This window comes from Companilactobacillus halodurans (genome assembly GCF_009600985.1).
Lineage (GTDB): Bacteria > Bacillota > Bacilli > Lactobacillales > Lactobacillaceae > Companilactobacillus > Companilactobacillus halodurans.
This window is the reverse complement of the sequence record NZ_VDFP01000002.1, coordinates 160222-187000: the sequence shown is the minus strand read 5'-3', so window position 1 is coordinate 187000 and position 26779 is coordinate 160222. Positions and strand designations below refer to the sequence as shown.

The window sequence follows — 26779 nt, the reverse complement described above, 5'->3', positions numbered from 1 at the left end:
GTTAAACTACAAAACTCCACGGGAACTATTCACTAGTTTCTGTGGAGTTTAGAAATGTACTTTTCTGGTACTGATATATTTCGTATTTATTTTTGGACAAGTGGCTAACTTGTTCTTGTAATTTTCGTTCACTTATCAACTATCAAATGATGAAATTTTTATAAAATCAGGTATCTTCGTTAAAAAGCTCAATCACATTCCTTATGAGCGAATTCAAAATATTACTTCAAACCAATGGTTCTTTCTTAAACCTTTTAAATTAGAAGAATTAAAAATTGAAACTGCTGGTCAATCAGATAAACCTGAAGTCTCTTTAAAAGCCGTTCCCGATTCATTACGTCCAAAAATTGCTAATTTACGAAATCACCAAGAACACTCAAAATCAAAACAAGCATCTGAAAATTCTTATCATATCAGCTTTAGAGATTTAATTAAATTTTCACTGACATCAACGGCAATCATCAATGCTCTTATTGTGGCATTTGCCCTCTTTGGGAAAATTCATGATTTTATAGATGAAAGAGAACTGAAAACAATTGCTGATAAAGTTATTAACCTTCAAATAGTCTTAATGATACTTCTACCAATTGCAATTTTCTTTGTTTTTTTATCTGCTTTTAAGCTTTATCTTATTTTCAAAGTATTACGATTTTAAACTTACTGAAGCAAAAGGCCACTTAGAAACGATGCGTGGGCTCTTCAAAACTCGCAAAACTAATATTAACTTGAATCGTGTTCAAGCAATTTTGATAAAACAAAATTTTTTAAAAAGACTTTTCAGTATTGCCACAGTTCAACTTGTCATTGTCTCTAATTCTACTGAAGATGATACTGAAGAAAATGTCATTATCATGCCTGTTATCAATTATGAAAAAGTTACTGATTTCTTGAATCAATTCTTTCCAAATATTCCTGTTGAAGAAACTATTCACTTTAACCCATTAACCGCTACTTACTTTTACAAATTTAGAAATGCGACAATTGGAATGGCAATAACTATCGGTCTGATAGTTTTATTACTGCATAGATTTGTTTTACTAACGACAATTTTAAGTATTTTAGGATTATTGATTTGGTATTTGCCAGCTTATTTATCAGCTAAAAGATCCAATATTCAATTTTTAAACGATAAATATTTGCAACTTCAAAATAATCATCTATTAACTAAACAAATTGCACTAATCCCTAAGGCAAGTCTTCAATTTACTAAAAAAAGTCAAAGCCTTTGGCTAAAAAGAAAAAATATTGCTAATATTGCTTTAAATATTCGTTCAGGGGTCTCCCAAAAGACCTTTGCTGTTACTTATCAAGCAGAAAATGATATTGACTCAATTATGCGATGGTACAAGAAAACAACCAATAATCAAAATTGATTATTGGTTGTTTTTATCTTTGTCTTGATTCACTAAAGACTTTTCTATTCGTCAATAATTCATACGTTATCATTAAAATTGCTCCGATAACAATACCAATTCCATTCGCAATAACATCATTGATATCGCTCGTCCGATTGATTAAAAAGATATGTGATAGGTAATATTGAGTAGTTTCAATTCCACCTCCGATAAAAAATCCTAAAATTGCCATTGAAATAATTGATATTTGTGGAAAAGAACGTTTAATCAATAAACCAAGAGGCACCGTCAAAATAATATTTTCCATGAATCCAATTTCAAAAATATCTAATTCATGTAAATTAACATGTCCGATTCCTGCTGGCATCAAATAAACTGACAAACCATCAAATGAGATTGGGCTAAAAAGAATCATGCCCAAAAATATTAAATAAACTAAACTGATCAAATCAAAATGACGGTCAGTAAATTTAGAAATATTTTTGATAATATATAGACCAGCAAAAATTGAAATAATCAAGATAAACAACAATGGTATAAATCTCATAGCATCCTCTCCTTTCTTGATTTTATTGTCATTTAATTTTAATAACTATATCTTACCTAAGAATCTTTTAAATAATCTTAAAATAGATTGATGAAATTGTGAAGTTAATATGATTACCATATAAAAAAACTAGAAATCAAAAATGAATTCTAGTTTTAAATTAATTTATTTATCTAATTCAGCAATTTGTTTTTCAACTTGATCATTGCTGCGGAACTCATCATAAGTTGTATCAGCACGATCGACCACGCCATTTTCCGTCAAGTAAATCAAACGGTTGGCAATAGTTTGAATAAACTGGTGATCATGTGAGGCAAAAAGGATTGACCCTTTATAATCGATTAAGCCATCATTTAATGAAGTAATTGATTCCAAATCAAGATGGTTAGTAGGATCATCCATCATCAAGACATTAGTTTTTAATAACATCATCTTAGAAAGCATTACACGAACTTTTTCACCACCGGAAAGAACGTTGACCATTTTCGTTACGTCATCTCCAGAGAAGAGCATTCTTCCTAAGAAACCACGCAAGAAGGTATCATCATCTTCACCTTTTTCCGCAAATTGACGTAGCCAATCAATAATTGGCGTCTCTTCATTGAACATTGTACTGAAATCTTTTGGCAAATATGCTTGGCTTGTTGTGACACCCCATGTAATAGTTCCAGAATCTGGAACCAAATCACCTGACAAGACTCTAAAGAGTGCTGTCGTAACAGTATCATTTTTAGCCAAAAAGGCAACTTTATCATCCTTCTTCAAAATGAAGTTAACATTCTTAAAAATTTGTTTGCCATCAATTGAAACTGATAAATCCTTAACTTGCAATAAATCATTTCCAATATCACGATTAGGGACAAATTTAATAAATGGATAACGGCGAGAACTTGGCTGAATGTCGTCTAAAGTAATCTTATCAAGCATCTTCTTACGTGAAGTAGCCTGTTTTGATTTAGAAGCATTAGCCGAGAAACGAGCAATAAAGTCTTGCAGTTCCTTGATTTTTTCTTCTTTTTTGGCATTTTGATCTTGTTTCATTTGTTGAGCTAATTCAGATGATTGTTGCCAGAAATCGTAATTACCAGCGTAAAGTTGAATCTTACCGTAATCAAGGTCAGCCATATAAGTGCAGACCTTGTTCAAAAAGTAACGGTCATGGGATACGACAATAACGGTATTTTCAAAATTGATCAAGAACTCTTCTAACCAATCGATCGAATCCACATCGAGACCATTAGTAGGCTCATCGAGCAAGAGAACGTCCGGCTTGCCAAAGAGTGCTTGGGCTAACAAGACCTTGATCTTTTGTCCAGCTGTCAAAGTGGACATCTTTTCTTGATGAAGTTCTTCAGGGATATTCAAACCTTGAAGCATTTGTGAAGCTTCACCTTCAGCTTCCCAGCCACCCATTTCACCAAATTTTGATTCTAATTCAGCGGCTTTTAAACCATCTTCTTCATTGAAGTCTGGTTTCATATAAATGGCATCTTTTTCTTGCATGATTTTGTACAATTCGTCATGCCCCATAATGACTGTTTCCATAACTGTATAATCGTCAAAATCAAAATGGTTTTGTTTCAAAGTTGCCAAACGTTCATTAGGTCCCAATTTAACAGAACCTGTCGATGGCTTGATATCGCCTGATAAAACTTTTAGGAAAGTTGATTTACCGGCACCATTGGCACCAATCAAACCGTAACAATTGCCTGGTGCAAACTTGATATTTACATCCTCAAATAACTTTCGATCAGCAAAGTGCAAACTTACATCACTAACAGTAATCAAATATATAATCCTCATTTCTTAAATGTAGTCTAGATTGCATTATACGGGCTATTTGACTGTGGTGCAAGCAGTACAGACTTTTTATTTTGCCAGCCAAACTAATCCTGCTTGAGTGGCACTCCAATCTAAGCCATCGAATTGTGACTTTTTGATTCGTAAATAAAAATACAACTCAATCAAAGATTTTGGAAAATCTGTTTTATTATTCAAATAATCAATCCCAATAGCATTAAAAAATGCTTCAATAGTTTGGTCAAAATTATTGTCAGTTTGAAATTCCTTAAGATAATGTAAAACTAATTTCTTCAACTGAGGTTGTTTTGCAAGTTCTGCTGAAACCGAAATTTTCTTTAGTCTCTCAATAACATCATTTTTGATAGCTTCTATTTCCAAATATTTCTCCATAATAAGGTCCCCACCCATTCCAAGATTTTCTTACGACCATAATATAAAGAGCCTAATTAGTTATAGCAAGTATCAATACTTATCATCATTTTATCGTAAATAAATAGTCTCATAACTGGCTTATCAACAACCAATTATGAGACTTTTCATATCGAACTTATCAAATAGTACAGACCACTCAATCCAATAAAAATATAGATAAATAACTTCATCAATTTTATATTCAAATGTCCAACCAGATGATTAGCTAAAATAGTGTCCAGGACGGCCCCGACAATTCCAACGGCAATATATTTCAAATTGCTAAAAGTCAAAATACCGCTTGAAAAACGCACTGTTGTCATTAAAAAAGTATCCATCAAGAAAAACGTCTGAATGTTACTTAAATAATTCTCTTTGGATTTAGAATTTGTCAAAAAGTATAGTGCCATCAAGGGACCACCTATACCAAACATCCCGTTAAAGAATCCAGATATCAATGAAAAAATCACCATAATCCAAAGTGGTATTGCTTTAATAGAAATTGAGCGAATATTCATTACTGCATAATATATCGACAAAACAATTAATAACAGACCTAATAAAATTTTCAAATGATTGCTGGCAAAAAAACTGCTCAAATAAAGCGAGGAAAGTGCCATACAAGCATAAATTAAAAATGGTGCGATAATTTTTTGCCAATCCAGATGCTTTCGATATTTCCAAACAAGCATTACATTAGCTATGACCATTGTTAAAGTTGAAACCCCAGCACTTTGATTAATCGGTAATAAATGAGGCAAAAAAATCATCATGACAATTCCGGAACCAAATCCGGTCACACCCTGAACAAATCCTGCCATTAATGCCGCAAAAATGATAATAAATATCCAACTCAATAAGCTCATCTCCCAATGCTTACCATTCTACTATAATGAGAAGCATTTAAAAGATTCCATTTTATTGACCATCTAAAGAAATTGCTCCCTGCCGTCTACTTGGCGATGGTTTAGGGTCAAGAATATAACGATTGATCAAATCGATGATCTGGTCATTTTGAGGCAAATCAGAATGCTGCGCATCAGAGCCAGAGACAGAAATCGTTGTAAAATGTTTAACTTGACCCTGATAAATATACTTTCCAGCTGTCACGCTTCCCAATGGGACTAAACCATCTGAATTGTAAGTTTGCGTTCCTGCAACTGAATAGACGCTTAAACTTTTCGGTATCTCTTTTCGGTCTTCAATAAAATCAGATAACATTTGAGTTTTATGTTGAACCGACTTTTCATTAAAATTATAAGGCGAGCCAATCGTCATCAATTGCTTGATTTTAATTTGATCAGAATACTCTGAATAATATTTTTCCAAAAAGGCTGTATAAATCAAGCCCCCATTTGAATGCCCGATAGCTTTAAAATTATTAAAGTTATATTGACGTGCTAAAGCCTTAAAAGCCGTATTGAACCATCGTGCTTGCTTTTTGATATTGCTGTAGCCATCGTGATTATTTTGAAAGCCGACCACGACAATTGGTTCATTGTCTCCTTTGCGAAGTTGGCCTGAAAAATGCAACTTATCATTTGTTGTAACATAAATCTTAATCAACGAATGTGGCTTCTTATTATTTTTATTCAATTTTTTCACCAAGGTATCAAATCGATTTTCAGTCGCTGAAGAACCTGGAATCATAATTACCGGCGATAATTTAGAATTATGCAATTTAGAAAGCTCTGAAACATTTTGCCTCGACCAATTTAATGAAACCATGATTAAAACAGCTGCTAATAGAACTCCAAAAAAAGTTCCAATCCACAATTTAATTCTCATCGATTTCACCAGCTTCCTGACTAATACGATCAGATAATTTTACGAATGGTAAATAAATCAATACATCAATTATTAGTAATGCAGCACCTAAAATAAGGGACAACCAGCTTCCGTTAGTCCCAATAAAGCCAATCAACGGACCTGGAGTTCCCGAAGGTACCGGATAAGCTGCTACTGGAATCCAATGTAAGACAATAAATAAAGCTGCAATTATCATATTAAATAATGGCGCCATGACAAAAGGAATCAAAAAAACAGGATTGAATAAGACAGGAATCCCCAACATCATTGAATAGTGACTATTGAAGATGGCTGGGAAAATGGACCATTTTGAAACATTTCTATTTTGCTCTTTCTTTGAAAAAATCAAAATAGCGATTATCAAAGCAATCATCACGCCACTGCCACCAAAGTTAGCAAAACTATGAAATAGCGTCGTATCAGTGAATTTATAAGGAACATTCCACGAAGAACCATTTTTTAATGCTTCATTCATATTTGCCATCGAAGGCGCATCAGTAAAGGTTGGACTATCGCTAAATGGACCTCCAATTGCCATCCATGATAAAAGGTTCGTTAAAAATCCCATTGAAAGAACGTACAATAAAGCATTGATTTGCGTGTTCCGCATGACAAAACTAGCAACATAAGTTGGTATTTCCAGTTTGAGCACGAAAAAGCTCAACATGTTCAGTAAAGATGCCAGGACCATTACAATTAGAATTGGAATAATAATTTTATAACGGCCGTCTAATCTTGAATTATCAAAAAATATTAAAACACGAGCCACTAAATAACCGATGATTAAAGCAATCAACATTCCTTGCGACATCAAGAATTGGCTGAAAATTGGAATCGTATTATCGACTGTTTGAAAAGAAATTATCAAAAAAGACAGTAATCCCACAGCACCAGAAATAATGCCATCTTTTCGATACTCTTTGGCAGTGAAATAAGCCATGCCAAAAACCGCATAAATAGCCATCATATCAATCGTACAGTGGAAAATAACTTCCATGACCCATTTGAGTTCTGAATCAAATGGCAGCCAGTTCGTCACTCCAAACATCTGCGCCACATAACCATTTTTATTTAAAAAAGCAAAGTTGAAAACTTCCCAATAACATAATTGGAAATAATAAAATCAAAGTTTGGCGTACAGCACTTGCAATTTTTGTATTGCGTACTCGAGCAGAAAAATATAATAATCGATTAATCATTTTAAGCCTCACAATTATCGAACAATTCGATTCTTCACTACATGCACATTATTTACTTCTTATTAATTTTTATCCACGAAAAACCACTAATAAATTTTGAAAAATCTTTCAAACTGATTTGACATTTTGTAATTGTTCCTATTGTATAATAGAAATTATTAATTATTGGAGGCGTATTTATGAAATATCCTATTTTATTATTTGATTTAGATGACACGATCCTTGATACCAAAACTAACGCTGAAAAGGCCTTAAAAAAGATGTCTTCAATAGTTGACTTCCCTTTTAATCAACAACAATTATTATATTGGCATCAATTAAATGACAAACTCTGGGAAAAATTTGAAAAAAAAGAATTAACTCGTGATGAATTACTAATTTTGCGTTTCAAATTATACTTCGACCACTTTAATAAGAAAGTCGATGCAAAAAAGTTTAATCAAACTTACCTACGTTTACTCAAAGAGGAAATCACTTTGATTCCTTCTGCTAAAGAAGTTATATCCAACCTCAGTCAAACTAGACGTATTTTTGCAGTTTCAAATGGAACTAAGGAAAAACAGTTTTCTCAACTTAGCCAAGCCCATTTGATCGATAATTTCGAAAAGCTCTTCTTATCTGAAGATATTGGCTATCAAAAACCGGACCCTAACTTTTTTAAAGTAGTACTTGATGACCTTGACGTTGATAAATCAGAAACACTAGTCATTGGTGATTCTTTAACTGCAGATATTTCAGGAGCCAATCTATCTAATATCGACAGCGTTTGGTTCAATCCTACAGAGAATAATAATAAAACCGATTTTAAACCTACTTTTGAAATCAAAAATTTGCCTCAATTAGAAAAAATTCTCAACTAAAAAGAGATGTTAATCAAAATACGATTAACATCTCTTTTTTACCGATTAAGCATTATTTTTCATTACGACGTTGAAACAACTTAACAATTTCAACAATCACAATCATCAAGACACCAGCACCTAAAACAATTGACCATTGCAATAGGTTCAATTCAGTTACGTGGAACAGACTGTTGAAGCCAGGGATAATGATTGTAGCTGCAACCATGATAAACGATGTTGCAACGCCAATATTAAACATTTTATTCTTGAAAGGATGTACTTTAAAGATTGATTGGTAAGTCGATTTAACGTTGAAGGCATGGAATAATTGAATCAAGGCTAAAGTTGCATAAGCCATTGTTAGGGCATCGGCGTGCATAGCAGCATTCCCTGCATGAACTGGGAACATGATTGCTAAACCATAGACCCCTAGCGTAATGATACCTTCCAAAATTCCTTGATAAATAATAGAAGTCCCAATGCCGCCACTTAGGAAACTTGATTTGCGACCACGAGGCTTGCGCTTCATAATACCTGATTCTGTTGGTTCCACTCCTAATGCGATTGCTGGGAAAGTATCAGTTGCGAGGTTAATCCAAAGCAATTGCACGGGCATCAAAATATCCCAACCTAATAAGGTCATCATGAATAAAGTCAAAACCTCACCTAAATTGGCTGACAAGAGATACTGAATCGACTTTTGAATATTGGAGAAGACTTTCCGTCCCTCTTCAACAGCCACAATAATTGTCGCAAAATTATCATCGGCTAGAACCATATCTGAAGCTCCCTTTGAAACCTCAGTTCCGGTGATTCCCATACCGATACCGATATCAGCTGACTTCAAAGCAGGAGCATCATTAACCCCATCACCTGTCATCGCAACGACTTTGCCTTTATCTTGCCAAGCCTTCACAATTCTAACTTTATGTTCAGGTGATACACGTGCATAAACAGAATATTTTTTAACTTTCTTGTCAAATTCCTTATCGCTCATTTGGTCCAACTGGGCACCGGTAATAACTGCAGCATCATCGCCAGACTTAATAATACCCAAACGACCAGCAATTGCTTCAGCAGTATCTTGGTGGTCGCCAGTAATCATGATTGGACGAATCCCAGCGCTTTTAGCATCGGCAACCGCTTTAGCAGCTTCCGGACGTTCAGGATCAATCATCCCGACCAGTCCAGCAAAAATCAAATCTTGCTCAATAGTTTGTGTGTCAACAATTCCAGGGATTTCATCAATAATTTTGTATCCCATTGCCAAGACACGCAATGCCTTAACCGCCATATTCTTATTTTGTTTGAGAATAGCTGCTTGGTCTTCTTCGGTGAAATTTTTAACATCGGTAGGAGAAGCCTGAATGCGTGTCACTCTTTGAAGCAACATATCGGGGGCACCTTTAACCGCGACAAAGAATTTGCCATCGGGCAATTTGTGAATCGTCGACATTAATTTACGGTCTGAATCAAAAGGAACTTCAGCAACTCGAGGTTCTTTTTTCAATTCATCTTCTACGTGATAATCATGGTCGAAACCAAATTGAACCAAAGCTGTTTCTGTTGGATCACCCAAGAGCGTTCCATCATTTTGAATTTTCGTATCATTACTAAAAGTCATCACTTGCAAAACTTTGTCATCTGAAGTGATATCTTCTGAAGCATCTTTTAATTGACCATATTGATAAACTTTTTCAACCGTCATTTTGTTTTGGGTCAGAGTACCAGTTTTATCAGAAGCAACGATATCGGTACTTCCTAAAGTTTCAACGGCTGGCAACTTTCTAACTAAGACTTTTCTCTTGGCCATTCTGGTCGTTCCTAAAGCCAAAATGATTGTAACGATTGCTGGCAAACCCTCAGGAATCGCGGCAACTGCCAAGGAAATCGCAACTAACAACATATTGATAATCAATTCATTCATCGGCTGTCCAGAGTGATTATTGAAGATACCAACCGCAAAGATAATAGCCGCAATTGCCAAAATTAGCCATGTCAAAGTTTTTCCCAAAGAGTTGAGATTATCTTGTAACGGCGTTCCAGTTTCTTCAGCTTTATTGATCATGCCAGCAATTTGACCGACCTGTGTTTCCATACCAGTCCCAACGACGACCCCAGTTCCACGACCATAAGTTACGTTACTGTTCATATAAGCCATGTTCTTACGATCGCCTAACGGAATATCTTCATCTGCTAAGACTTCTGATTCTTTTTCGACTGGCACTGATTCACCAGTCAAAGCTGATTCCTCAATTTTCATTGATGCTGAATCCAACAGACGGATATCAGCTGGCACAATGTCTCCAGCTTCCAGTAAAACCAAATCACCCTTGACTAAGGCTTCACTACTGATGGTTTCTAACTTTCCACCACGTTTAACGTGCGCATCAGGAGTTGACATTTCTCGTAAAGCATCGATGGCTTCTTCAGCTTTTGATTCTTGAAAGATACCAAAAATTGCATTGATAATGACAACCGCTAAGATCAATGCCGCATCGGACCATTCTTTGGCAACGACACCAGAAATAAATGCAGCAACTAACAAAACAATAATCATAAAATCCTTGAACTGGTCAAAGAAACGTTGTACTAAGCCCTTTTTCTTACCTTGCGCTAAGGCGTTGGGGCCATTTTTTTCCAATCGCTCTTTCGCTTGTTGATCACTCAACCCATCTTCACTAGTACCAAATTGCTTTAAAATATCAGCTTTATCCAGTGCATAAAAACGGGAGCGTTTCTTATCGTCCATACTCTTCAAAATTAACATCTCCTTTTAATTTCGGGAAAAAAAGACTTGTACGCAAAAAACACGTACAAGTCTCACTAATTAAGACAAAACCAGAACTACGTCTTGTTGATGGCTTTGTCACAGGCAACCCTCTCTGCAAGTTACTCCCTTGATTACGGTTTCATTATAATTGATACCGAAAATTAAAGCAAAACAAAACATCAAAAAGATTAAGTATTTAGTTTATTTTTATATCAATTTATTTATCTTGAAATTCTCCATGAATAACGACTTTTGTGCCAGATGGAATATTGTCAAAAATCCACTTGCAATCAGGAACTGACAAATGAACGCAGCCATGTGATGATGGCTCTTTCCCTAAAGTTTTTGCTATCGATTTAACATACTCGCCTTTATCGTTAGTTGGCGTAGTGTGGAAAAGATACTCGCCATGATTTAGAAAAGAAACGTAGTAATAAGCGCCTAATTTTAACGGTGCAGTATAAAAGTAATGTCCCCGTTCATTTTGAATATGATAAGTGCCCCTTGGAGTTGTGTCATTTTTACCAGTTGAAGCGTACATAGTATATAGTTTCTCTTTACCATCCATAATATAAGTCCGTTGAGTCGCAATATTCACGTCAATCCAAATATTAGAATGCTTTGTTAAATCAGGATAGTCTTTCTTCTCGGAAGCTTGATCATATTTAAAGTCTTCTAGACTAACCATCGATTTTTCATCCTGAACTGTTTCAGGAGTCTCGATAACTTTTACCTTAGATGTAACTTCAGGCTTTTTCTGATCAACTTTCTTTTCCGCAGAAACATTAATTTGGTCATCTCCAATATGCTTATTCCCCAAAAATAAGCCAATGCCCAAAAGACACACAATTGAAACTAAGGCAGCAATAATTATCTTTTTTCTTTTCCCTCTTAGATTCATCAAAATTTCCCCAAATTCATATATTTATTAATATACTTATAATTATAGCGCTTTCAATAATTACATCAATGGTATTTGTGATGATATTGCCTATGAAATTTATGATGATTACGATAATTTTTATAATTTGCTTTCAATTCTTGGGTTTTCCCATCATCGCCTGGAACTTGAAAATCTTTATCTATTTTGGATCTCCCAGTAGCATAATCAAATTGAATTTTCCCTTGAACATTCCAAATATAACGATTAAATTTCAGCGTCTTATCCGTTGAAATAGCTTGGACCCAAACGCCACGAGCCATCAACTCATTGTCACGAAATATTGGCGTGACCTGATAAATTACCTTCTTATTCCTTGTTAAGGCAGTTCTAACCTTTTGTTCTACTTCAGTCATTGTTTTTTGATTAGAAAAAGCAGTCTGTGTAAAGAGATTTTTAGGATTATTCAGACTTCCTAAATGTCCTTCTTCCTCTTGACCATCGTCATTTAAATTAAATGTAACTGTATAGGCAATTAAATGTCCTCTATTTTGAGGAATCACACGACTTCCATCAATTATTTTAGGTTGATTATGCCAGCCAGTGGGCTTAAAAATTTGTTCTGTTCTGGTTTTTGAACGACCAAGATTATTTTTAGTTAAATACGCTGTAACTGACTTCGTGCGATTCAGATCATCCAGTCCTGAATAGTCGATATGTGGCTTTTCAAAATTTTTAATTGCTAGAGTAGTCGGAGTATCATTATTCAAAATTTTTACAGGATTATCACCCGATTTATAAATCCAATGACTCATATCCTCAGTCGTTAAGGGATTTTTTGATTGATTATTTTGGCCTTGATTTAATTTTTCATTCTGTTTCAAATCTGTTGCTGTAGTGCCTTTGGCATTTGATTCTGCAGAACATCCCGTTAGCATTAAGGGAAAAAGCATCAATAGAAAAATAAATTTCTTCATCTAAATAATCCTCAATATTCAATTATTTTGTGAGCAAAAAAGTCTGAACTTAAAAATTTTTATTAAGTTCAGACTTTTCTTTTCCTATATTCAATTTTAAATGACCGTTTTCTCCATTACAAATTAGGATTGTGCTAACTTGATAGCGATTTATTCATATTAAGTATTTTTATATTCTTCAATTATTTTTACTATTGAATTATATGAATTTAATCGTAGAAATAAACTTAGTATTCTAAAAACAATTTGTTTTTTAGAGACTTTCGCCATTAGTTTCAATTACTTTTTTATACCAGCTAAATGATGCTTTTTTATAACGGTTAAGACTACCTTTTCCATCATCATCTAAGTCAACGTAAATAAATCCATAACGCTTGCTCATTTGTCCAGTAGATGCACTGACTAAATCAATACAGCCCCAAGGAGTATAGCCCATTACAGGAACGCCGTCATCGATTGCTCCTGAAATAGCTTCAATATGTTTACGCAAATAATCAATCCGATAATCATCTTGCACGAAGTTATTTTCATCAGGTTCATCCTTTGCTCCCAAACCGTTTTCTACAACAAAGACTGGTTTTTGATAGCGATTATATAACTCATTGAGAGCAATTCTTAATCCTGTTGGATCAATTTGCCATCCCCAATCAGAAGCTTTCAAAAATGGATTCTTAACGCCGCCGACCAAATTGCCATTAGCTGTAGCTAAACTTTTATCAGTGACGTTGATAGCTGTAGACATGTAATATGAAAAGCCTATATAATCCACAGGATTCTCTTTGAGAATCTTCAAATCATCTGCCGTAACATCCAAATCTTTAAAACTAAATCCATAACGATTCATTACCGATTCAGTATATACAGGATAAGTCCCTCGTACTTGGACATCGCCACAGAATTGATTGAATGCTTGATTCTCTTTTAAAGCTGCCAGTTGATTAGCAGGGTTGGAGTCATAAGCATAAGTTGTAGCATATAACAACATGCAACCAATCATCAAATCTGGTCTAATGGAATGGGCAATTTTAACTGCCTTAGCTCCAGCAACAAATTGATTATGCCAAGCTTGATAAATATTCTTCTTATCATCTGCACCATTTGATTTAACCAATCCCTGACCCATTACTGGGAAATGTAATGCAGAATTGATTTCATTAAATGTCATCCAATACTTAACGTCCTTGGCATAGCGATGCAAAACAACCGAAGCATAACGCTCATAGAATTTAATCAGTTCACGATTCTTCCAACCACCATACTTAGTTACCAAATTCAAAGGCATCTCATAGTGACTGATAGTAATAACCGGTTCGATACCATACTTTAAGCATTCTTTTATTAACTTGTCATAAAATTTAAGTCCTGCTTCATTAGGCTGACTTTCATCACCCTGGGGAAAAATTCGGCTCCAAGCAATTGAAAATCGATAACATTTGAAACCCATTTCAGCAAATAACTTAATGTCTTCTTGATAACGATGATAGTGATCAATTCCTAAATGATTTGGATAGCGATATTTATCATTATCAATTTTCCAATCAAAATCAGGTTGATTGACGATTTCAAATCTCTTAGGACCGCCAGGCAAAACATCGGCAATGGACAATCCTTTACCATCCTGGTCATATCCTCCTTCGAGTTGATTGGCAGCAGTAGCGCCACCCCATAGAAAGTTCTTTGGAAACTTACTCATAATTTCTCCCTTCAGTTAAACAACGTAAAACGATACAGTATCTTTATCGACCGTCGTTTTTTCATTTGGTACTATTTCAACAAAATCCTTGGTATTAGTTACAATTACTGGTGTTACTGTATCATATCCGGCCTTTTTAATGGCTTCCAAATCAGCCTCGACCAATAAATCGCCTTGTTTAACTTTTTGATTATTCTCAACGTGTACTTTATATGGTGCACCCTTCAATTCTACAGTATCCAATCCAATATGAATCAAAACTTCAATTCCCGTATCACTCTTCAAACCAATCGCATGCTTTGTTGGAAAGACAGTTTCAACTACGCCATCAAAAGGTGCATAGAATTTGCCTTCTTCAGGAATAATTGCGACACCATCACCCAACATCTTTTGGGCAAAAGTTGGATCGTTAACACTGTCTAATGTAATCTGCTCACCCTTGACTGGACTGAAAACTTTTTTAGTTTCCTTAGTACCAGCATCAATTTTAGGTGTGGCAGCAGTTGTTGAACTTGTTTCACTAGCTGTTGTTGCTGTAGTTCCTTCATCAAATCCAAAAATCAATGTCAAAACGAAAGTCAAAACTAATGAAATAACAACAACGATGACTGCATAGATAAAGTTATTAGGTATGTTGTGGTTAACAAATTGTGGAATTGAAAGAAGGGATGGTATTGCAAAGGCAAATGATTTCAAATTAACGATTCCCATAAATAATCCAGAAATTGCACCAGAAATCATTACAGCATACAATGGCTTCTTATACTTCAAAGTTACACCATATAGTGCTGGTTCGGTTACTCCGGCAAGAAAAGCCGAAATAGATGCAGCTGAAGCAATTTGACGGGTATTTTTATTTTTAGTCTTTACGGCAACAGCCAAACAAGCAGCACCTTGGCCAATATTAGCAGCCAACATTGCAGGTAATATCAAACTATCTGGACTTGCAACTGATGCGGCTAAAAAGATTGGTGAAAATGCCCAGTGCATACCTGTCATAACAATCAATGGCATAAACGCTGCCATGATTGGCATTGCTAACCAAGCGGCATGCTTTTGAATCAATAACACGATGCTTGAAAGTAATTCTCCAGCCCAAGTTCCGATTGGTCCAATAATAACTAAAGATACGACACCTACGATAAATATTTCTAATAATGGTTTCAAAATACTCTTAAAACTAGATGGAACCACTTTGTCCAAAAATGCTTCCAAATACTTCATAGCCCAAACGATCAATAAGATTGGAATAACTGAACTAGAATAACTAGCAGCAGTCACTGGCAATCCCATTAAGTGGATGGCCTTTCCAGAATTTACTAGTGAAATAAAATCTGGATGTATCAAAATTGCACCTGCAATTATGGCCATCATTTGATTAACCTTATGATATTTCGAAGCCGTAATGGCTAATTCAATTGGCAAAAAGTAAAATGGTGCATCACCGAATACACTGATAATTGTATAAGTTTGGCTCTTAGTACTCATAAGATTCAAAGTAGTCAAAAGAATCAAAACAACCTTGATCATTCCGCCACCAATCAATGCCGGAATTAGAGGAGACATACATGAAGAAATAAAACTGGTAAATTGATCGAATAAATTTCCCTTCTCCTCATTAGCATTTTCGTCAGTATTATCGCCACTTTCATCAGTTGGAAAATTTCCTAACTTAACGATTTCGCTATAGTAATCGGACACACCATTTCCAATAATAACTTGATACTGACCATTCTGATGATTTATCCCCATTACGCCTGGTATTTGCTTTACCTTTCCATCATCAACTTTATTTTCGTCTTTTAATCGAAATCTTAATCTTGTTACACAATGAGTTAAATAATTGATATTGGCATCTGTACCAACAGCATCATAAATCTGTTTGGCAGAATCTTTTACACTCATCTTCACATCTCCCAATTTTTTTGTTATTTAAGCAATTCCAAAAAATGCTTATCTTTTTAGTATTAAAAATATTTCATTAATAAAAGAAAATTACTATTATTTTGAACAAAAAAAGACCTAATCCGCTTCAATCAGTTGAAGTAAATTAAGTCATGCTCACATCTGTGATCGCACCCTATTAAAATAATACTAAAGATTCTTTACTAATCTTCTAATATGAACTGTCAAATACAATAATTCAGAACTAGTAATCGTAAAATTATACTTTTCAAAAATGAAATCCTTTATTTTTTTTGCGCATTTATATGGTTCTGCATAGCGGTGCTCCAAGGTATTCAATAAATCTGCATCCTCTTCATCATCATAATGCTTATTCTCCAAAACACGTTGTGCAAAAAATTTTAAATGCGTAATAAAGCGATAATAATTCAAGGATTCTTCATCAAATTCAGTATTAAAGAAGTCCTTGACGATGCTTTCACACTTCTTGATTATCTTGGTTATTTCATATGCTTGGTTTTGTTGTGCACTATCTTCACTCTCAGCATTGATAAAATGAATTGCTATAAATGCAGCCTCATCGTCACCTAAAGTTACTTGTTCAGAATTATTAATTACCTCGACGGCTTTTTTCCCTACTGCAAATTCATCTGGATAAAATCGAGCTATATCCCATTTCATAGGATTATTTAATAAAATTCCATCTTTTGCACGTTGAATAGCCATATGGATATGGTCGGTCAAATTAACATAAATTATTTCATTAAATTTTTTACCAATCTTCATTTTTGCAAAATTGATAATTCTTTCGGCAATATTAATTTGTTCCATTGGTACGTCAATTACTAAATCAGTAAATTTATTCATAGTACTTTCGTTCTTTAAAAATAATGTTTTTTCAACTTTTTTCATGTCGAGCGAATCATTGGGCTGTTTACCGAATGCAACCCCTGGACCCATGACTAAAACATCGATTCCATTATGATTTGTAGCAATAGCCGCATTATTATTAAGTGTCCGTTTGACCTTCAAATAGTCACCTCTATCAAAAAAGACTTAATAATATTAGATATCTAGGAACAAATAAGTCATGCTCAATTACTTAAATCGATAACACCTTATCATTAATACATTACCTTAATATTTTTAATCTTACTTTAAATATCGCTAATGTTGATATTATCTTATCCTGCACGCGACATAAAAATATTGTAGTCATTTATGTATGCGTTGTCAATAAATAAAAAGATTTTACTATGTTTTACGAATTTTATTGGCAAGATATCAAATTTAATTCCTCTTTTTTCATACAATTACTTCAACAAGTCAGTATCTCAATCTAAAATTAGCTTTAATTTTTCAGAAACAAAAAAGAACCGAAATTCCAATTTTAAAGGAATTTTCGATTCTTATTTTTATCCAATAATATATTTAGCATCGACCCATTCATTTGTGGCCACTCGATGGTAAGTAATCCCATTAACAGTTCTGGTTTGATCCGTTACCCATGGCGTATTATTTGCTAATGCACGATTAGTTACTCGTGACATGCTGCCGTCACTTTGCAATGCCATTAAAGGTACATAAGACGAAGAAGAATCAGCAACCTTAATTACACCCTTACTAACATTATTAGTTGTGGAATTACTATTAGTATTTCCTGGATTAAATGTTTGTGGTGTTTGATAGCTGGTAAAGAAATTATCATATAATTGGGAAACGTCAAAATTACCATAGCTACCACCAAAATTATATGAACTAGTCCATTGCCAACCATGAGCATTGGGATGCAAGTATAAATCAGTCGCATCGTTTGGATATTCAGCTACCCAACCTTTATCAACGGTCATAACGGCTCCAACCCAAGAACCCATCGTATAAATATCAGAGCGATAGCCATATTTGGCAACCTCATTCATAAAGGCTGTATTATTAGCATCATTCTTATCTTTTGAAATAAATTGTTGCTCTGTGCTCTCAACATCAGCAACTAAAACTGCACCTGCTGGCAAACCATCTGCTTTAGCTGTTTGAGCTGCAAAGTCAGCTTCTGCTTTTGCTTGTGCAACTGTGTTATATCTAGCAAAATGATAGCCGCTGATATAAAGTCCTGCAGCTTGTGCAGTTTTAATATTATTAGCTGCATAGGCATCCTTATAAGAGCTTCCCTCACTAATTTTTGTTACAACAGCCTTGACCCCATAGTTATCACGCATGTCAGTAAAATTAGCAACTGTCATTGAACCATTATGATTTGAAACATCAACCATATCCATTCTGGCTGCATCGACGTTAGTTGCTGTAAAAAATAATACCAGCAGTGATAATATTGTTGCGACAAATGCAACTATTCTCTTCCCATAATTCATAAAAAATATACTCCCCTTTTTATCATAACTTCTTGATATTATATCTTATTTGATTAATGAAAATTATTTGTGTTTAGAACTTTATCAATTTTTAAAGAAATTGTTTTTTTGCTTAATTTTTGAATAACTATAACCAAAGTAAATTTTTGTTTATTAAAAAATATAAGCAAATCGCTTGTAAGGTAACCAATCACATTGTAAATTAATAATGTAATTGGTTTTATGCAAATCAATTTTCCACAATTTTAATCAGGAGGTATTTTATTATGAAAATTGATATCAAAGCACCTGCTAAAAAATATTTAGCTGATAAAATCCCTGTCGGCAGTCAAGTTATTTTGACGACTGATGATGGTTCGAACAATTATTCAAGTATTGGTGCTACCTGTGAATTAGCTGATAAGTTTCAACTAATTATTTTGAATAAGCCAGATAAAGATTTTAATGAACCACTACAAAACAATGCCGGATATCAGATGAATATCCTACCTTTTGAAGATTACCTATTTGGATCAGGTCTAAACATTGATTTCAGCCACGATGCTCTAGTTTTGAGCGACAACGGTGGAGCTCTTGATAGTGCTTTAGCTGTGGTCGATTGGAGAAATGTCAAACCAGAAACTGAGGAACAGCTTCGCAAAAAAATGCAAAAAATCGGCGACCAAATTTGTTAGTGATTTCAATTTATAAATCTCCAGCAAACATAGATTGATTAATAGTTTTATCGTAAAGTCCTTCTGTATTCTGAAGGACTTTTTTATTGTGATTTGTCAATTATGACCCATTAAGAAAATAAAAAATGAAACTGAAATAACCCAAAGGCCAATAATAATCCCATAAAATAATTTATTTTGCTTTTTCTTAGAATTATCTTCTCTAAATCCAATTGCCATCCCATCAATAAAAAGTAGAACAGGTGGATATGCTGATAAACCAGTTAAACCAATAACAAAATAATTAATCCAACTTCCACCCAAAAAGTATTTTTGACATATTCCATATATAAGCAAAATTATAAAACAGCAATGGGAGCTACTAAATATATCCTTCTCATAATTCTCCTCCATTTTGAGATGTAATAACCTGTGGGTCGACTTCTGGCTTTTCACCATTATTGATAAAAAATACTTGATACCAAATTAAAAATGTGTAAATCGTCCAAACTTTACGTCGATCATCATTTTCACCACGATAACAACCATCTAGCATGTTTAAAATAGCGTCCTGATCAAAGAATTCACTTACAAAATCGGCGCAAAATAATTTGCGGAAATCTTCATAAACTTCTTTAGTTCTAATCCAATCGCGAATAGGAACGGGAAATCCCAATTTTTCTCGTTTAGCCCATTCTTTTGGCAAAGCTCTTTGAGCTGCTACACGTAAAGCATATTTACTGTCTTTACTATTCAACAAATATTTCGTAGGAATGCCACTAGCCACTTGTGCCATTTCTTTATCTAAAAATGGTACCCGTAATTCCATCGAGTTAGCCATACTCATGCGATCAGCTTTCAGAAGAATATCTTTAGCCATGAATTGGTGTAAATCCAAATACTGCATCTTTTTGACCTCATCATCATAACCACTAACCTTTTGGTAATTCTCCATAACAATTTCTTCAACTGATTGGGAGTGGTTGAATTCAGGTTTCACTAAATTACTAGCCTCAACTTCACTAAAGACTTTTGCTTGTCCAATAAAGAACTCTTCAGCTTTTGCTGTTGATTCATATAAGTGTAATCTTCCCGGGAAATTGGGCATTTTCTTTAAACCATGTGCCAAACTATATTTCACTCCCTGGGGTAATTTCTTTAAATCTTCAGCCACCATACGAATAATTTTTGAATGAGAATGGAATCCATAGTTAGCATAACCAGCAAATAGTTCATCTGCACCTTCTCCAGAAAGAATCACTGTCACGTCACGACTAGCCAATTTAGTCAAAAAATATAGTGGAACGCACGATGGATTAGCTTCCGGTTCGTCCATATAGTATTGAATCAAAGGAATAGCTTTCATTGCTTCTTCTTTGTTTACTATTCCTCGAGTATTATCTAAACCCAACTGATCAGCTAACTGTTTAGCAGCTTTACCTTCTTCATAGGTACTAGTGTCAAAATCAATTGAATAAGTATGTTGTGGCTTAAAGATAGCAGTCACATAACTAGAATCGACACCACTAGATAAGAGTGAACCCACCGGAACATCACTGATTTCATGCTTTTTAACAGAATCGTGCATGGCATCGTCAATCCTTTTAACAGTTTCTTCAAAAGAAAGATGATTTTCTTTAAATTCCATATCCCAATATTTTTTAATAGTTAATTTATTATTTTTATAAGTAAAATAATGCCCCTCAGGAATTCGATAGACATTTTTAAAGAAGGTTTCATTCATTGCAGAATATTGGAAAGTCAAATAAGGTTTTAACGCTCTCTTATTCAACTCTTTTTTAAAATTAGGCTCTTTCAAAAAAGCCTTTATTTCAGAACCAAAAATAAATGTTCCTTCATTTTGATAATAATAGAGTGGTTTGATTCCAAAAAAATCCCTTGCCCCAGTAATATCGCCGGTTTTGAAATCATAGATAACGAAAACAAACATCCCTCGGACCATCTTGAGCAGTTTCTCAATCCCCCATTCTTCAAAACCATGCAATAAAACTTCTGTATCAGTCTCAGTTAAAAATTTATGTTCAGCTTTTAACAAATCAATTCTTAAATCTTGATAATTATAAATTTCACCATTGAAGATAATCGCTTTTGATTTATCTTCGTTATAAATTGGCTGCATACCTTTACTAACATCAATAATACTTAATCTTCTAAACCCTATTGCTGTATCATTACCGAATAACTCTCCAGAACTATTGGGTCCTCGATGTTTAATCGTATCCATCATATCCGTTATTACAGTTTGTTTTTCTGCAATATTTTTATCAACGAAGCCAACAATTCCACACATAGAAAAATCCTCATATTTCCTTTATATTTAAACGCTCAATCAGTATATCGGAACAGAATGTAAAGATTGTTTAATTTGTGTAAATTTTCGGTAAATAATAAGTAAATTTTCAGTAAAAACAAATGTAAAAAATTATTCTATTTTTTAAGCAATGTACTTGATTACTTTATCAATACCGGTTATAGTTATAACTGTAATAAAGAGTTGTACACAAATTAATTTTGTACAAATCTTATTTTAGTAACAGAAAGGATGTCAATTATGAAAATCAATATTAAAGAAGCAGCACAAGCATATCTATCCAAGAAAATCCCAGCAGGAAGCAGAATCATTCTTACAACTGATGATGGTTCAAATAAGTATTCTAGTTTAGGCGGTAGCTGTTCTATTGGTGATAAATTCCAATTGGTAATCCTAAAAGACGCTGACCCTAAATATACCGTTCCTTTAGAAAACAACGCCGGTTATGAATTAAGCACTTCACCTCAAGATGAGGACTTACTTACAAATGGTCTAAATATTGATCTTTGGCACAATGCCCTTGCTCTAAAGGACAATAGTGGAATTCTTGACGGTGCTTTATCAGTTGTTGACTGGAGAAATGTAAAACCAGAAACAGCTGCACAACGTCGTGAAAAAATGCTTTCACTTGGCGATAAAATTTGCTAATTAAATTTTTAAAATAATGTAATAAAAAAAGTCTTCATGTGGTCTGCAGAAGTTTTCTTCCTACTTGTCCATGTGAAGACTTTTTATTTTTATTTTCATATCTCATCCACAAATATTAGTTGAAATGGTTTACAATTGGCCATAACAATAGTTTTAGGGAAAGGATGATATTTTATGAAACGGGAAGAAAAGCTTGAAATTCTTTCAAATTTGATTGCGATTGATACAGTCAATGATAATGAAGCAAAGGTAGCAGATTATATTAGTTCACTCTTTGCACCTTACAAAAATAAGGGAGTTTCAATCGATCGAGTCTCCTACTCTCCTGGTCGCGACAATTTAGTCGTCACAATTGGTGATAGCAAAAAGACCTTGGGATTCACTGGTCATGAAGATGTCGTTTCTACTGGTGATCTTGATTCTTGGGACAGTGATCCTTTTAAAGCTGAAATTAGAAACAACAAGATTTATGGCCGCGGTGCCAGTGATATGAAGTCCGGATTAGCCGCAATCATCATCACAATGCTTGAAATGTTAGAAAATGATGCAGTCCCTGGTCGAATCAAGCTTTTGGCCACAGTTGGCGAAGAAACCGGTGAATACGGCGCTGCTCAATTGACGAAAAAAGGCTATGCAGATGACCTCTCAGGATTAATCATTGCTGAACCTACTGAAGAAATGCAAAATCTCATTTACACTGGCAAGGGTGTCATCGACTATGTCGTCACCTCTGTCGGCAAGGGTGCTCACAGTTCCACTCCCGAGAAAGGCATCAATGCAATTGACCACTTAATTGATTTTGCCGATGAAGTCAGAAAATTAATGGCTACCTTTGACAAAGTTGATCCAGTTCTTGGTAAATTAACACATGTTCAAAGTGTTTTCCAAGGCGGAGAACAAACAAATAGCGTTCCAGATAAAGCCATCATCAAGGGAAATATTCGCAGCATTCCAGCTTATAATAATCAAATGATTTTTGATGCAATTAATGATTTGATAGCACGTTTAAATAAAAAACCAGGTTATGATTTAAAGATTGAATACGTCTATCCTGAAGAAGCCGTTCCTGGTAATCCTAATTCAGATTTCGTTAAACTTTTGAAAAATTCGTATCAAACAGTTTATTCAAAGGAATTAAGTGTTGCTGGACAAGCTGGGGCAAGCGATGCCTCTGAATTCTTGCATGCCAAAAATGACTTTGACATCGTTATAGTTGGTCCTGGAAATGACACTATGCATCAAAGCAATGAAAATTGTGATGTCGATGTCTTTTTGAAATCAGTTGATTTCTACAAACAGGCTGCTTTTGATTTCTTTAAATAAAGTGAGGTTGTTATAAAATGGAAAAAATAAACGAACCTAAAAAACATCACTTCACTCTACCCTCTGCTTTTACGATTCTTTTCTTCTGTATTATCGTCATTGCCCTTTTGACTTGGATTATTCCTGCTGGTACTTATTCAACCGATAAGGCTGGCAATATCATTGCCGGAACTTATCGTGAAGTCGCCAAAAATCCTCAAGGTATTTGGGACGTCTTTATGGCTCCTATCCTTGGGATGATTGGTAACAAGCAAACTACTGGTGCCATTGAAATATCAGTTTTCATTCTCGTCATTGGTGGTTTCTTAGGTGTTGTCAACAAAACTGGCGCCTTAAATACTGGTATTCAGTCAATCGTTACTCGTTACACTGGTAAAGAAAAAAGGTTAATCGTTATTTTAATGGTTATCTTTGCAATCGGCGGGTCGACTTATGGTATGGGTGAAGAAACCATGGCCTTTTTCCCACTGCTGATTCCAATTATGATGGGCGTTGGCTATGATGCTTTAGTTCCTGTTGGAATTATTTTGCTAAGCACGCGGATTGGTGATTTGGCTTCAACCGTCAATCCATTTTCAACCGGCGTTGCTTCAGCTATTGTCAATATCTCACCAGGAGTTGGATTATTTTCTAGAATTATTCTATTAATTATTACTACTACAATTATTATCCTTTTCGTTATCCATTATGCTGAAACGGTTAAAAAGGATCCTACGAAATCTTTGATTTACGATCAACGTGAAAAAATGAAGAAAGAATTCAACGTTGATTCTAAACAAACAGTTCCTGAAAAAATGACTACACGTCAAACCGTTGTAATGTGGATTTTTGGATTAACTTTTGGAATCATGATTGTTGGTTTGGTCCCTTGGACCAGTATCAATAAGAACTGGACTTTTTTTGAAACATTTACTAAGTGGTTAACTGGTAATTCAATCTTAGGAACAATTTTTGGGACAGATATCGTGCCACTAGGATCTTGGTATTTTAATGAGATTTCCATGCTATTCATCTTTATGTCAGTCGTTGTAATGTTTGTGGCTAAGATGAAAGAAAGCGATTTTATTGATGCTTTTGTTAAGGGAATGTCCGACTTATTAAGCGTTGCTATTATCGTAGCCGTTGCCCGTGGTATTCAAGTAACCATGAATAGTGGTCTAATCACTGGTACAATTCTTCACTTTGGAGAATCCACTCTAACAGGGATGCCCAAACCATTATTTGCGATTCTTGCTTTCATATTCTTCTGTGTGCTCTCAATCCTGATACCATCTAGTTCAGGATTAGCTGCTGCAACTATGGGAATAATGGGTTCACTAGCGGTCTTCTCTCATGTCCATTCCAGTGTCGTAGTTTCTGCATTTCAAGCTGCAACTGGTATTGTCACCGGTTTGACTCCAACTTCAGCTGTGCTCATGGCATCCCTTGCACTAGCTCATGTTAGTTTAATTACTTGGTATAAATGGGTTTGGAAGCCAATGTTGGTACTATTCTTAGTCGTCTTTGCTTTCTTAACCATCGTTTCAATCATTTAATCAAATAATCAAAAAAATCATCTATTCTGTGAAAATTCACAAAATAGATGATTTTTTGATAAATTTTTTATTTTACCAAGCTTGATCAACAGGACCAACAGTAAATTCATTGACAGTTGTGTCTTCTGGCGTATCGATAGAAAAAGCAACGACATTAGCCACTTTATCAGCTGAGAGTTCAGTTTGAGCTCTCACTTCAGCTTCACCTTTAGCAACTGCTTTATCAGGAATGTGACTAGTTAATTCTGAATGAACGGCAGCTGGGTAAATAACTGAAGTCCGAATGTGTTCATTATTTTGGGCACATTCCATTCTCAAAACTTCCATCAAATCTTTGACGCCCCATTTAGTGGCACCATAAACGGCACCGCCTGGATAGGCCTTTATGCCAGCAACTGAAGATGTGGCAATGATTTGTCCAGAATGTTGTTTACGAAATTCTGGCAAGATAGCAGCAATTCCGTAAAGAACGCCTTTCAAATTGACGTCAATCATCAAATCCCAATCTTCAACACGAAGTTCTGATAATGGAGAATTTGGCATCACGCCAGCATTTAGATAGATGACATCGACATGACCAAATTTTTCTTTAGCAAAATCGACCAGCTTTTGACTGTCTTCACGTTTGGTCACATCCGTTTTTTGATAAACTGCTTGACCGCCAGCATCCTTGATTTCACTAACAATTTTACTTAATTTATCAGTGCTTCTAGCACCCAAAACAACTTTCGCACCTTCGTGAGCCAACTTTTTAGCCGTAGCCTCACCAATACCAGAGGATGCGCCTGTAATAATAACAACTTTATCTTTAATCATATAAAAAAGCCCTCCAATTTTGTTTTCACATTAATTGTAAGAGCCCTTTCAAAAATAGTTAAATACTTATATTCTATGGTAATTGATAACTTTTAATTATAATTTAAAATAATTTTCCAAAAAGATAGCCAATCCGTCATTTACATTAGCTTCCGTCACATAATTAGCTTGTTTTTTAACTTCTTTTAGGCCGTTACCCATGGCGACTGATAATTTAGCCTCTTGCATCATCCCAACATCATTCATGCCATCGCCAAAAACGAAGGTGTGATTGGAATCTACATTTTGCTCCAATTGAATTTGTCTAACAGCTGTTCCTTTGTCAGTTTTAAGTGGAATCATTTCTAAATTACGAGGATTTGACGATGAGATTCGCAACATCTTTGTTTTCAACAAATTGTCGTGCGCTTCTTTTAATTCAGAATCTTTCCCACGACTCAATACGACGCCATTGGTAATTTCATCCTCAATCTCTTTAAGTTCTGACAAATTATTGATTTCCCTATAACCAAATGAATCGTCAAAATTACCAGCATTTTGAGCAATAAAATCAGGGATTCTTTCAGTAAAGTAGGCCTTTTTAGGTGTAAACAACATCATTGGCAACTTATTGACCTGAGTAATCTTATAGGCCATTTCAACAACTTTTCCACCCAATTTAGTAATTTCTTGACCATTCCTACCGTCAAAGACTGCTCCATTAGAAGTAATCATCTTGACTTTGGGATTCAACAATTCCTGAGTAATCCTTGCCAATTCATACATTCTGCCAGTGGCAATATAAAATTGCACATCTTGTTTTTGTAACTTTTCAATGACCGATTTCGTTCGCTTAGAAATATGTTTATGGTCAGCTGACAACAGCGTTCCATCAAGATCCATAAAAACTAAATATTTTGGCATAGCTAT

General features: G+C 34.6%; 23 protein-coding genes and 1 pseudogene. 7 read left to right on the top strand and 17 right to left on the bottom strand.

The genetic code is table 11. The annotated features are described in order from the left end of the window. Positions 1-136: 136 nt before the first annotated feature. Together FHL06_RS15085 and FHL06_RS02255 are read left to right on the top strand one after the other, a co-directional pair. Positions 137-655 (top strand): annotated as a pseudogene (locus tag FHL06_RS15085) (PH domain-containing protein); the annotation flags it as partial. Further along, entirely contained in the window at positions 588-1373 is a 786-nt protein-coding gene (locus FHL06_RS02255; RefSeq protein ID WP_337692516.1) for a PH domain-containing protein, read from the top strand. The pseudogene FHL06_RS15085 and the gene FHL06_RS02255, both read left to right, overlap by 68 nt. 13 nt (positions 1374-1386) lie before the next feature. Here FHL06_RS02255 and FHL06_RS02250 read toward each other — a convergent pair whose 3' ends face one another. The 6 genes from FHL06_RS02250 to FHL06_RS02225 form a co-directional block, all read right to left on the bottom strand. Further along, positions 1387-1902, bottom strand: coding sequence for a VanZ family protein (locus FHL06_RS02250; protein WP_153384624.1), 516 nt, complete (start codon positions 1900-1902; stop codon positions 1387-1389). Between the two features lie 165 nt (positions 1903-2067). Further along, positions 2068-3690, bottom strand: a complete 1623-nt coding sequence (locus FHL06_RS02245; RefSeq protein WP_153384623.1) for an ABC-F family ATP-binding cassette domain-containing protein — start codon at positions 3688-3690, stop codon at positions 2068-2070. Between the two features lie 81 nt (positions 3691-3771). Then, the gene (locus FHL06_RS02240) at positions 3772-4095 is read right to left on the bottom strand and encodes a hypothetical protein (protein ID WP_153384622.1); all 324 of its coding nucleotides are present in this window, start codon (positions 4093-4095) and stop codon (positions 3772-3774) included. Positions 4096-4241: 146 nt separating this feature from the next. Next, the gene (locus tag FHL06_RS02235; RefSeq protein WP_238333943.1) at positions 4242-4982 is read right to left on the bottom strand and encodes a sulfite exporter TauE/SafE family protein; all 741 of its coding nucleotides are present in this window, start codon (positions 4980-4982) and stop codon (positions 4242-4244) included. A 52-nt stretch (positions 4983-5034) separates the two neighbouring features. Then, complete coding sequence (locus tag FHL06_RS02230; protein WP_153384620.1) at positions 5035-5904, bottom strand: alpha/beta hydrolase; 870 nt, start codon at positions 5902-5904, stop codon at positions 5035-5037. Next, the gene (locus FHL06_RS02225; RefSeq protein WP_238333942.1) at positions 5894-6973 is read right to left on the bottom strand and encodes a PTS transporter subunit EIIC; all 1080 of its coding nucleotides are present in this window, start codon (positions 6971-6973) and stop codon (positions 5894-5896) included. The genes FHL06_RS02230 and FHL06_RS02225 overlap by 11 nt, the downstream gene beginning before the upstream one ends. A gap of 330 nt (positions 6974-7303) precedes the next feature. Here FHL06_RS02225 and FHL06_RS02220 point away from each other — a divergent pair, with 330 nt between their 5' ends. Then, on the top strand, positions 7304-7984 hold the full coding sequence (locus tag FHL06_RS02220) for a YjjG family noncanonical pyrimidine nucleotidase (protein ID WP_153384619.1): 681 nt from the start codon (positions 7304-7306) through the stop codon (positions 7982-7984). A 52-nt stretch (positions 7985-8036) separates the two neighbouring features. Here the strand turns inward: FHL06_RS02220 and FHL06_RS02215 are convergent, their stop codons facing one another. The 7 genes from FHL06_RS02215 to FHL06_RS02185 form a co-directional block, all read right to left on the bottom strand. Next, positions 8037-10718, bottom strand: coding sequence for a cation-translocating P-type ATPase (locus FHL06_RS02215; RefSeq protein ID WP_153384626.1), 2682 nt, complete (start codon positions 10716-10718; stop codon positions 8037-8039). A gap of 238 nt (positions 10719-10956) precedes the next feature. Continuing rightward, entirely contained in the window at positions 10957-11640 is a 684-nt protein-coding gene (locus FHL06_RS02210; RefSeq protein ID WP_153384618.1) for a L,D-transpeptidase, read from the bottom strand. 65 nt (positions 11641-11705) lie between these two features. Then, positions 11706-12596, bottom strand: a complete 891-nt coding sequence (locus tag FHL06_RS02205; RefSeq protein WP_153384617.1) for a DNA/RNA non-specific endonuclease — start codon at positions 12594-12596, stop codon at positions 11706-11708. Positions 12597-12849: 253 nt separating this feature from the next. Then, entirely contained in the window at positions 12850-14289 is a 1440-nt protein-coding gene (locus tag FHL06_RS02200) for a glycoside hydrolase family 1 protein (RefSeq protein WP_153384616.1), read from the bottom strand. 15 nt (positions 14290-14304) lie between these two features. Then, positions 14305-16194 carry a beta-glucoside-specific PTS transporter subunit IIABC gene (locus FHL06_RS02195; RefSeq protein WP_153384615.1) on the bottom strand — a complete coding sequence of 630 codons (1890 nt, stop codon included), beginning with the start codon at positions 16192-16194 and terminating at the stop codon, positions 14305-14307. 189 nt (positions 16195-16383) lie between these two features. Next, complete coding sequence (gene licT, locus FHL06_RS02190) at positions 16384-17226, bottom strand: BglG family transcription antiterminator LicT (RefSeq protein ID WP_153384614.1); 843 nt, start codon at positions 17224-17226, stop codon at positions 16384-16386. Positions 17227-17609: 383 nt separating this feature from the next. Then, positions 17610-18563, bottom strand: coding sequence for a GH25 family lysozyme (locus tag FHL06_RS02185; protein WP_153384613.1), 954 nt, complete (start codon positions 18561-18563; stop codon positions 17610-17612). A gap of 266 nt (positions 18564-18829) precedes the next feature. Here FHL06_RS02185 and FHL06_RS02180 point away from each other — a divergent pair, with 266 nt between their 5' ends. After that, entirely contained in the window at positions 18830-19237 is a 408-nt protein-coding gene (locus tag FHL06_RS02180; protein ID WP_153384612.1) for an iron-sulfur cluster biosynthesis family protein, read from the top strand. 96 nt (positions 19238-19333) lie between these two features. On the opposite strand, the gene FHL06_RS15080 is transcribed toward FHL06_RS02180, so the two are convergent. Then, positions 19334-19630 carry a LasU family protein gene (locus FHL06_RS15080; RefSeq protein ID WP_153384611.1) on the bottom strand — a complete coding sequence of 99 codons (297 nt, stop codon included), beginning with the start codon at positions 19628-19630 and terminating at the stop codon, positions 19334-19336. Continuing rightward, complete coding sequence (gene asnB / locus FHL06_RS02170) at positions 19614-21527, bottom strand: asparagine synthase (glutamine-hydrolyzing) (RefSeq protein WP_153384610.1); 1914 nt, start codon at positions 21525-21527, stop codon at positions 19614-19616. Before asnB ends, FHL06_RS15080 begins: the two co-directional genes overlap by 17 nt. Positions 21528-21788: 261 nt before the next feature. Between asnB and FHL06_RS02165 the strand changes: the two genes are divergently transcribed. From FHL06_RS02165 to FHL06_RS02155, 3 genes are all read left to right on the top strand, one after another. After that, complete coding sequence (locus tag FHL06_RS02165; protein ID WP_153384609.1) at positions 21789-22196, top strand: iron-sulfur cluster biosynthesis family protein; 408 nt, start codon at positions 21789-21791, stop codon at positions 22194-22196. A gap of 174 nt (positions 22197-22370) precedes the next feature. Further along, positions 22371-23519 (top strand): ArgE/DapE family deacylase, encoded by a 1149-nt coding sequence (locus FHL06_RS02160; RefSeq protein WP_153384608.1) that lies wholly within the window; start codon positions 22371-22373, stop codon positions 23517-23519. Positions 23520-23536: 17 nt separating this feature from the next. Continuing rightward, on the top strand, positions 23537-25054 hold the full coding sequence (locus FHL06_RS02155; protein ID WP_153384607.1) for a YfcC family protein: 1518 nt from the start codon (positions 23537-23539) through the stop codon (positions 25052-25054). A 72-nt stretch (positions 25055-25126) separates the two neighbouring features. Here FHL06_RS02155 and FHL06_RS02150 read toward each other — a convergent pair whose 3' ends face one another. Then, positions 25127-25870, bottom strand: coding sequence for an SDR family oxidoreductase (locus tag FHL06_RS02150; RefSeq protein WP_153384606.1), 744 nt, complete (start codon positions 25868-25870; stop codon positions 25127-25129). 96 nt (positions 25871-25966) lie between these two features. Continuing rightward, positions 25967-26773 carry an HAD family hydrolase gene (locus tag FHL06_RS02145; RefSeq protein ID WP_153384605.1) on the bottom strand — a complete coding sequence of 269 codons (807 nt, stop codon included), beginning with the start codon at positions 26771-26773 and terminating at the stop codon, positions 25967-25969. Positions 26774-26779 lie beyond the last annotated feature (6 nt).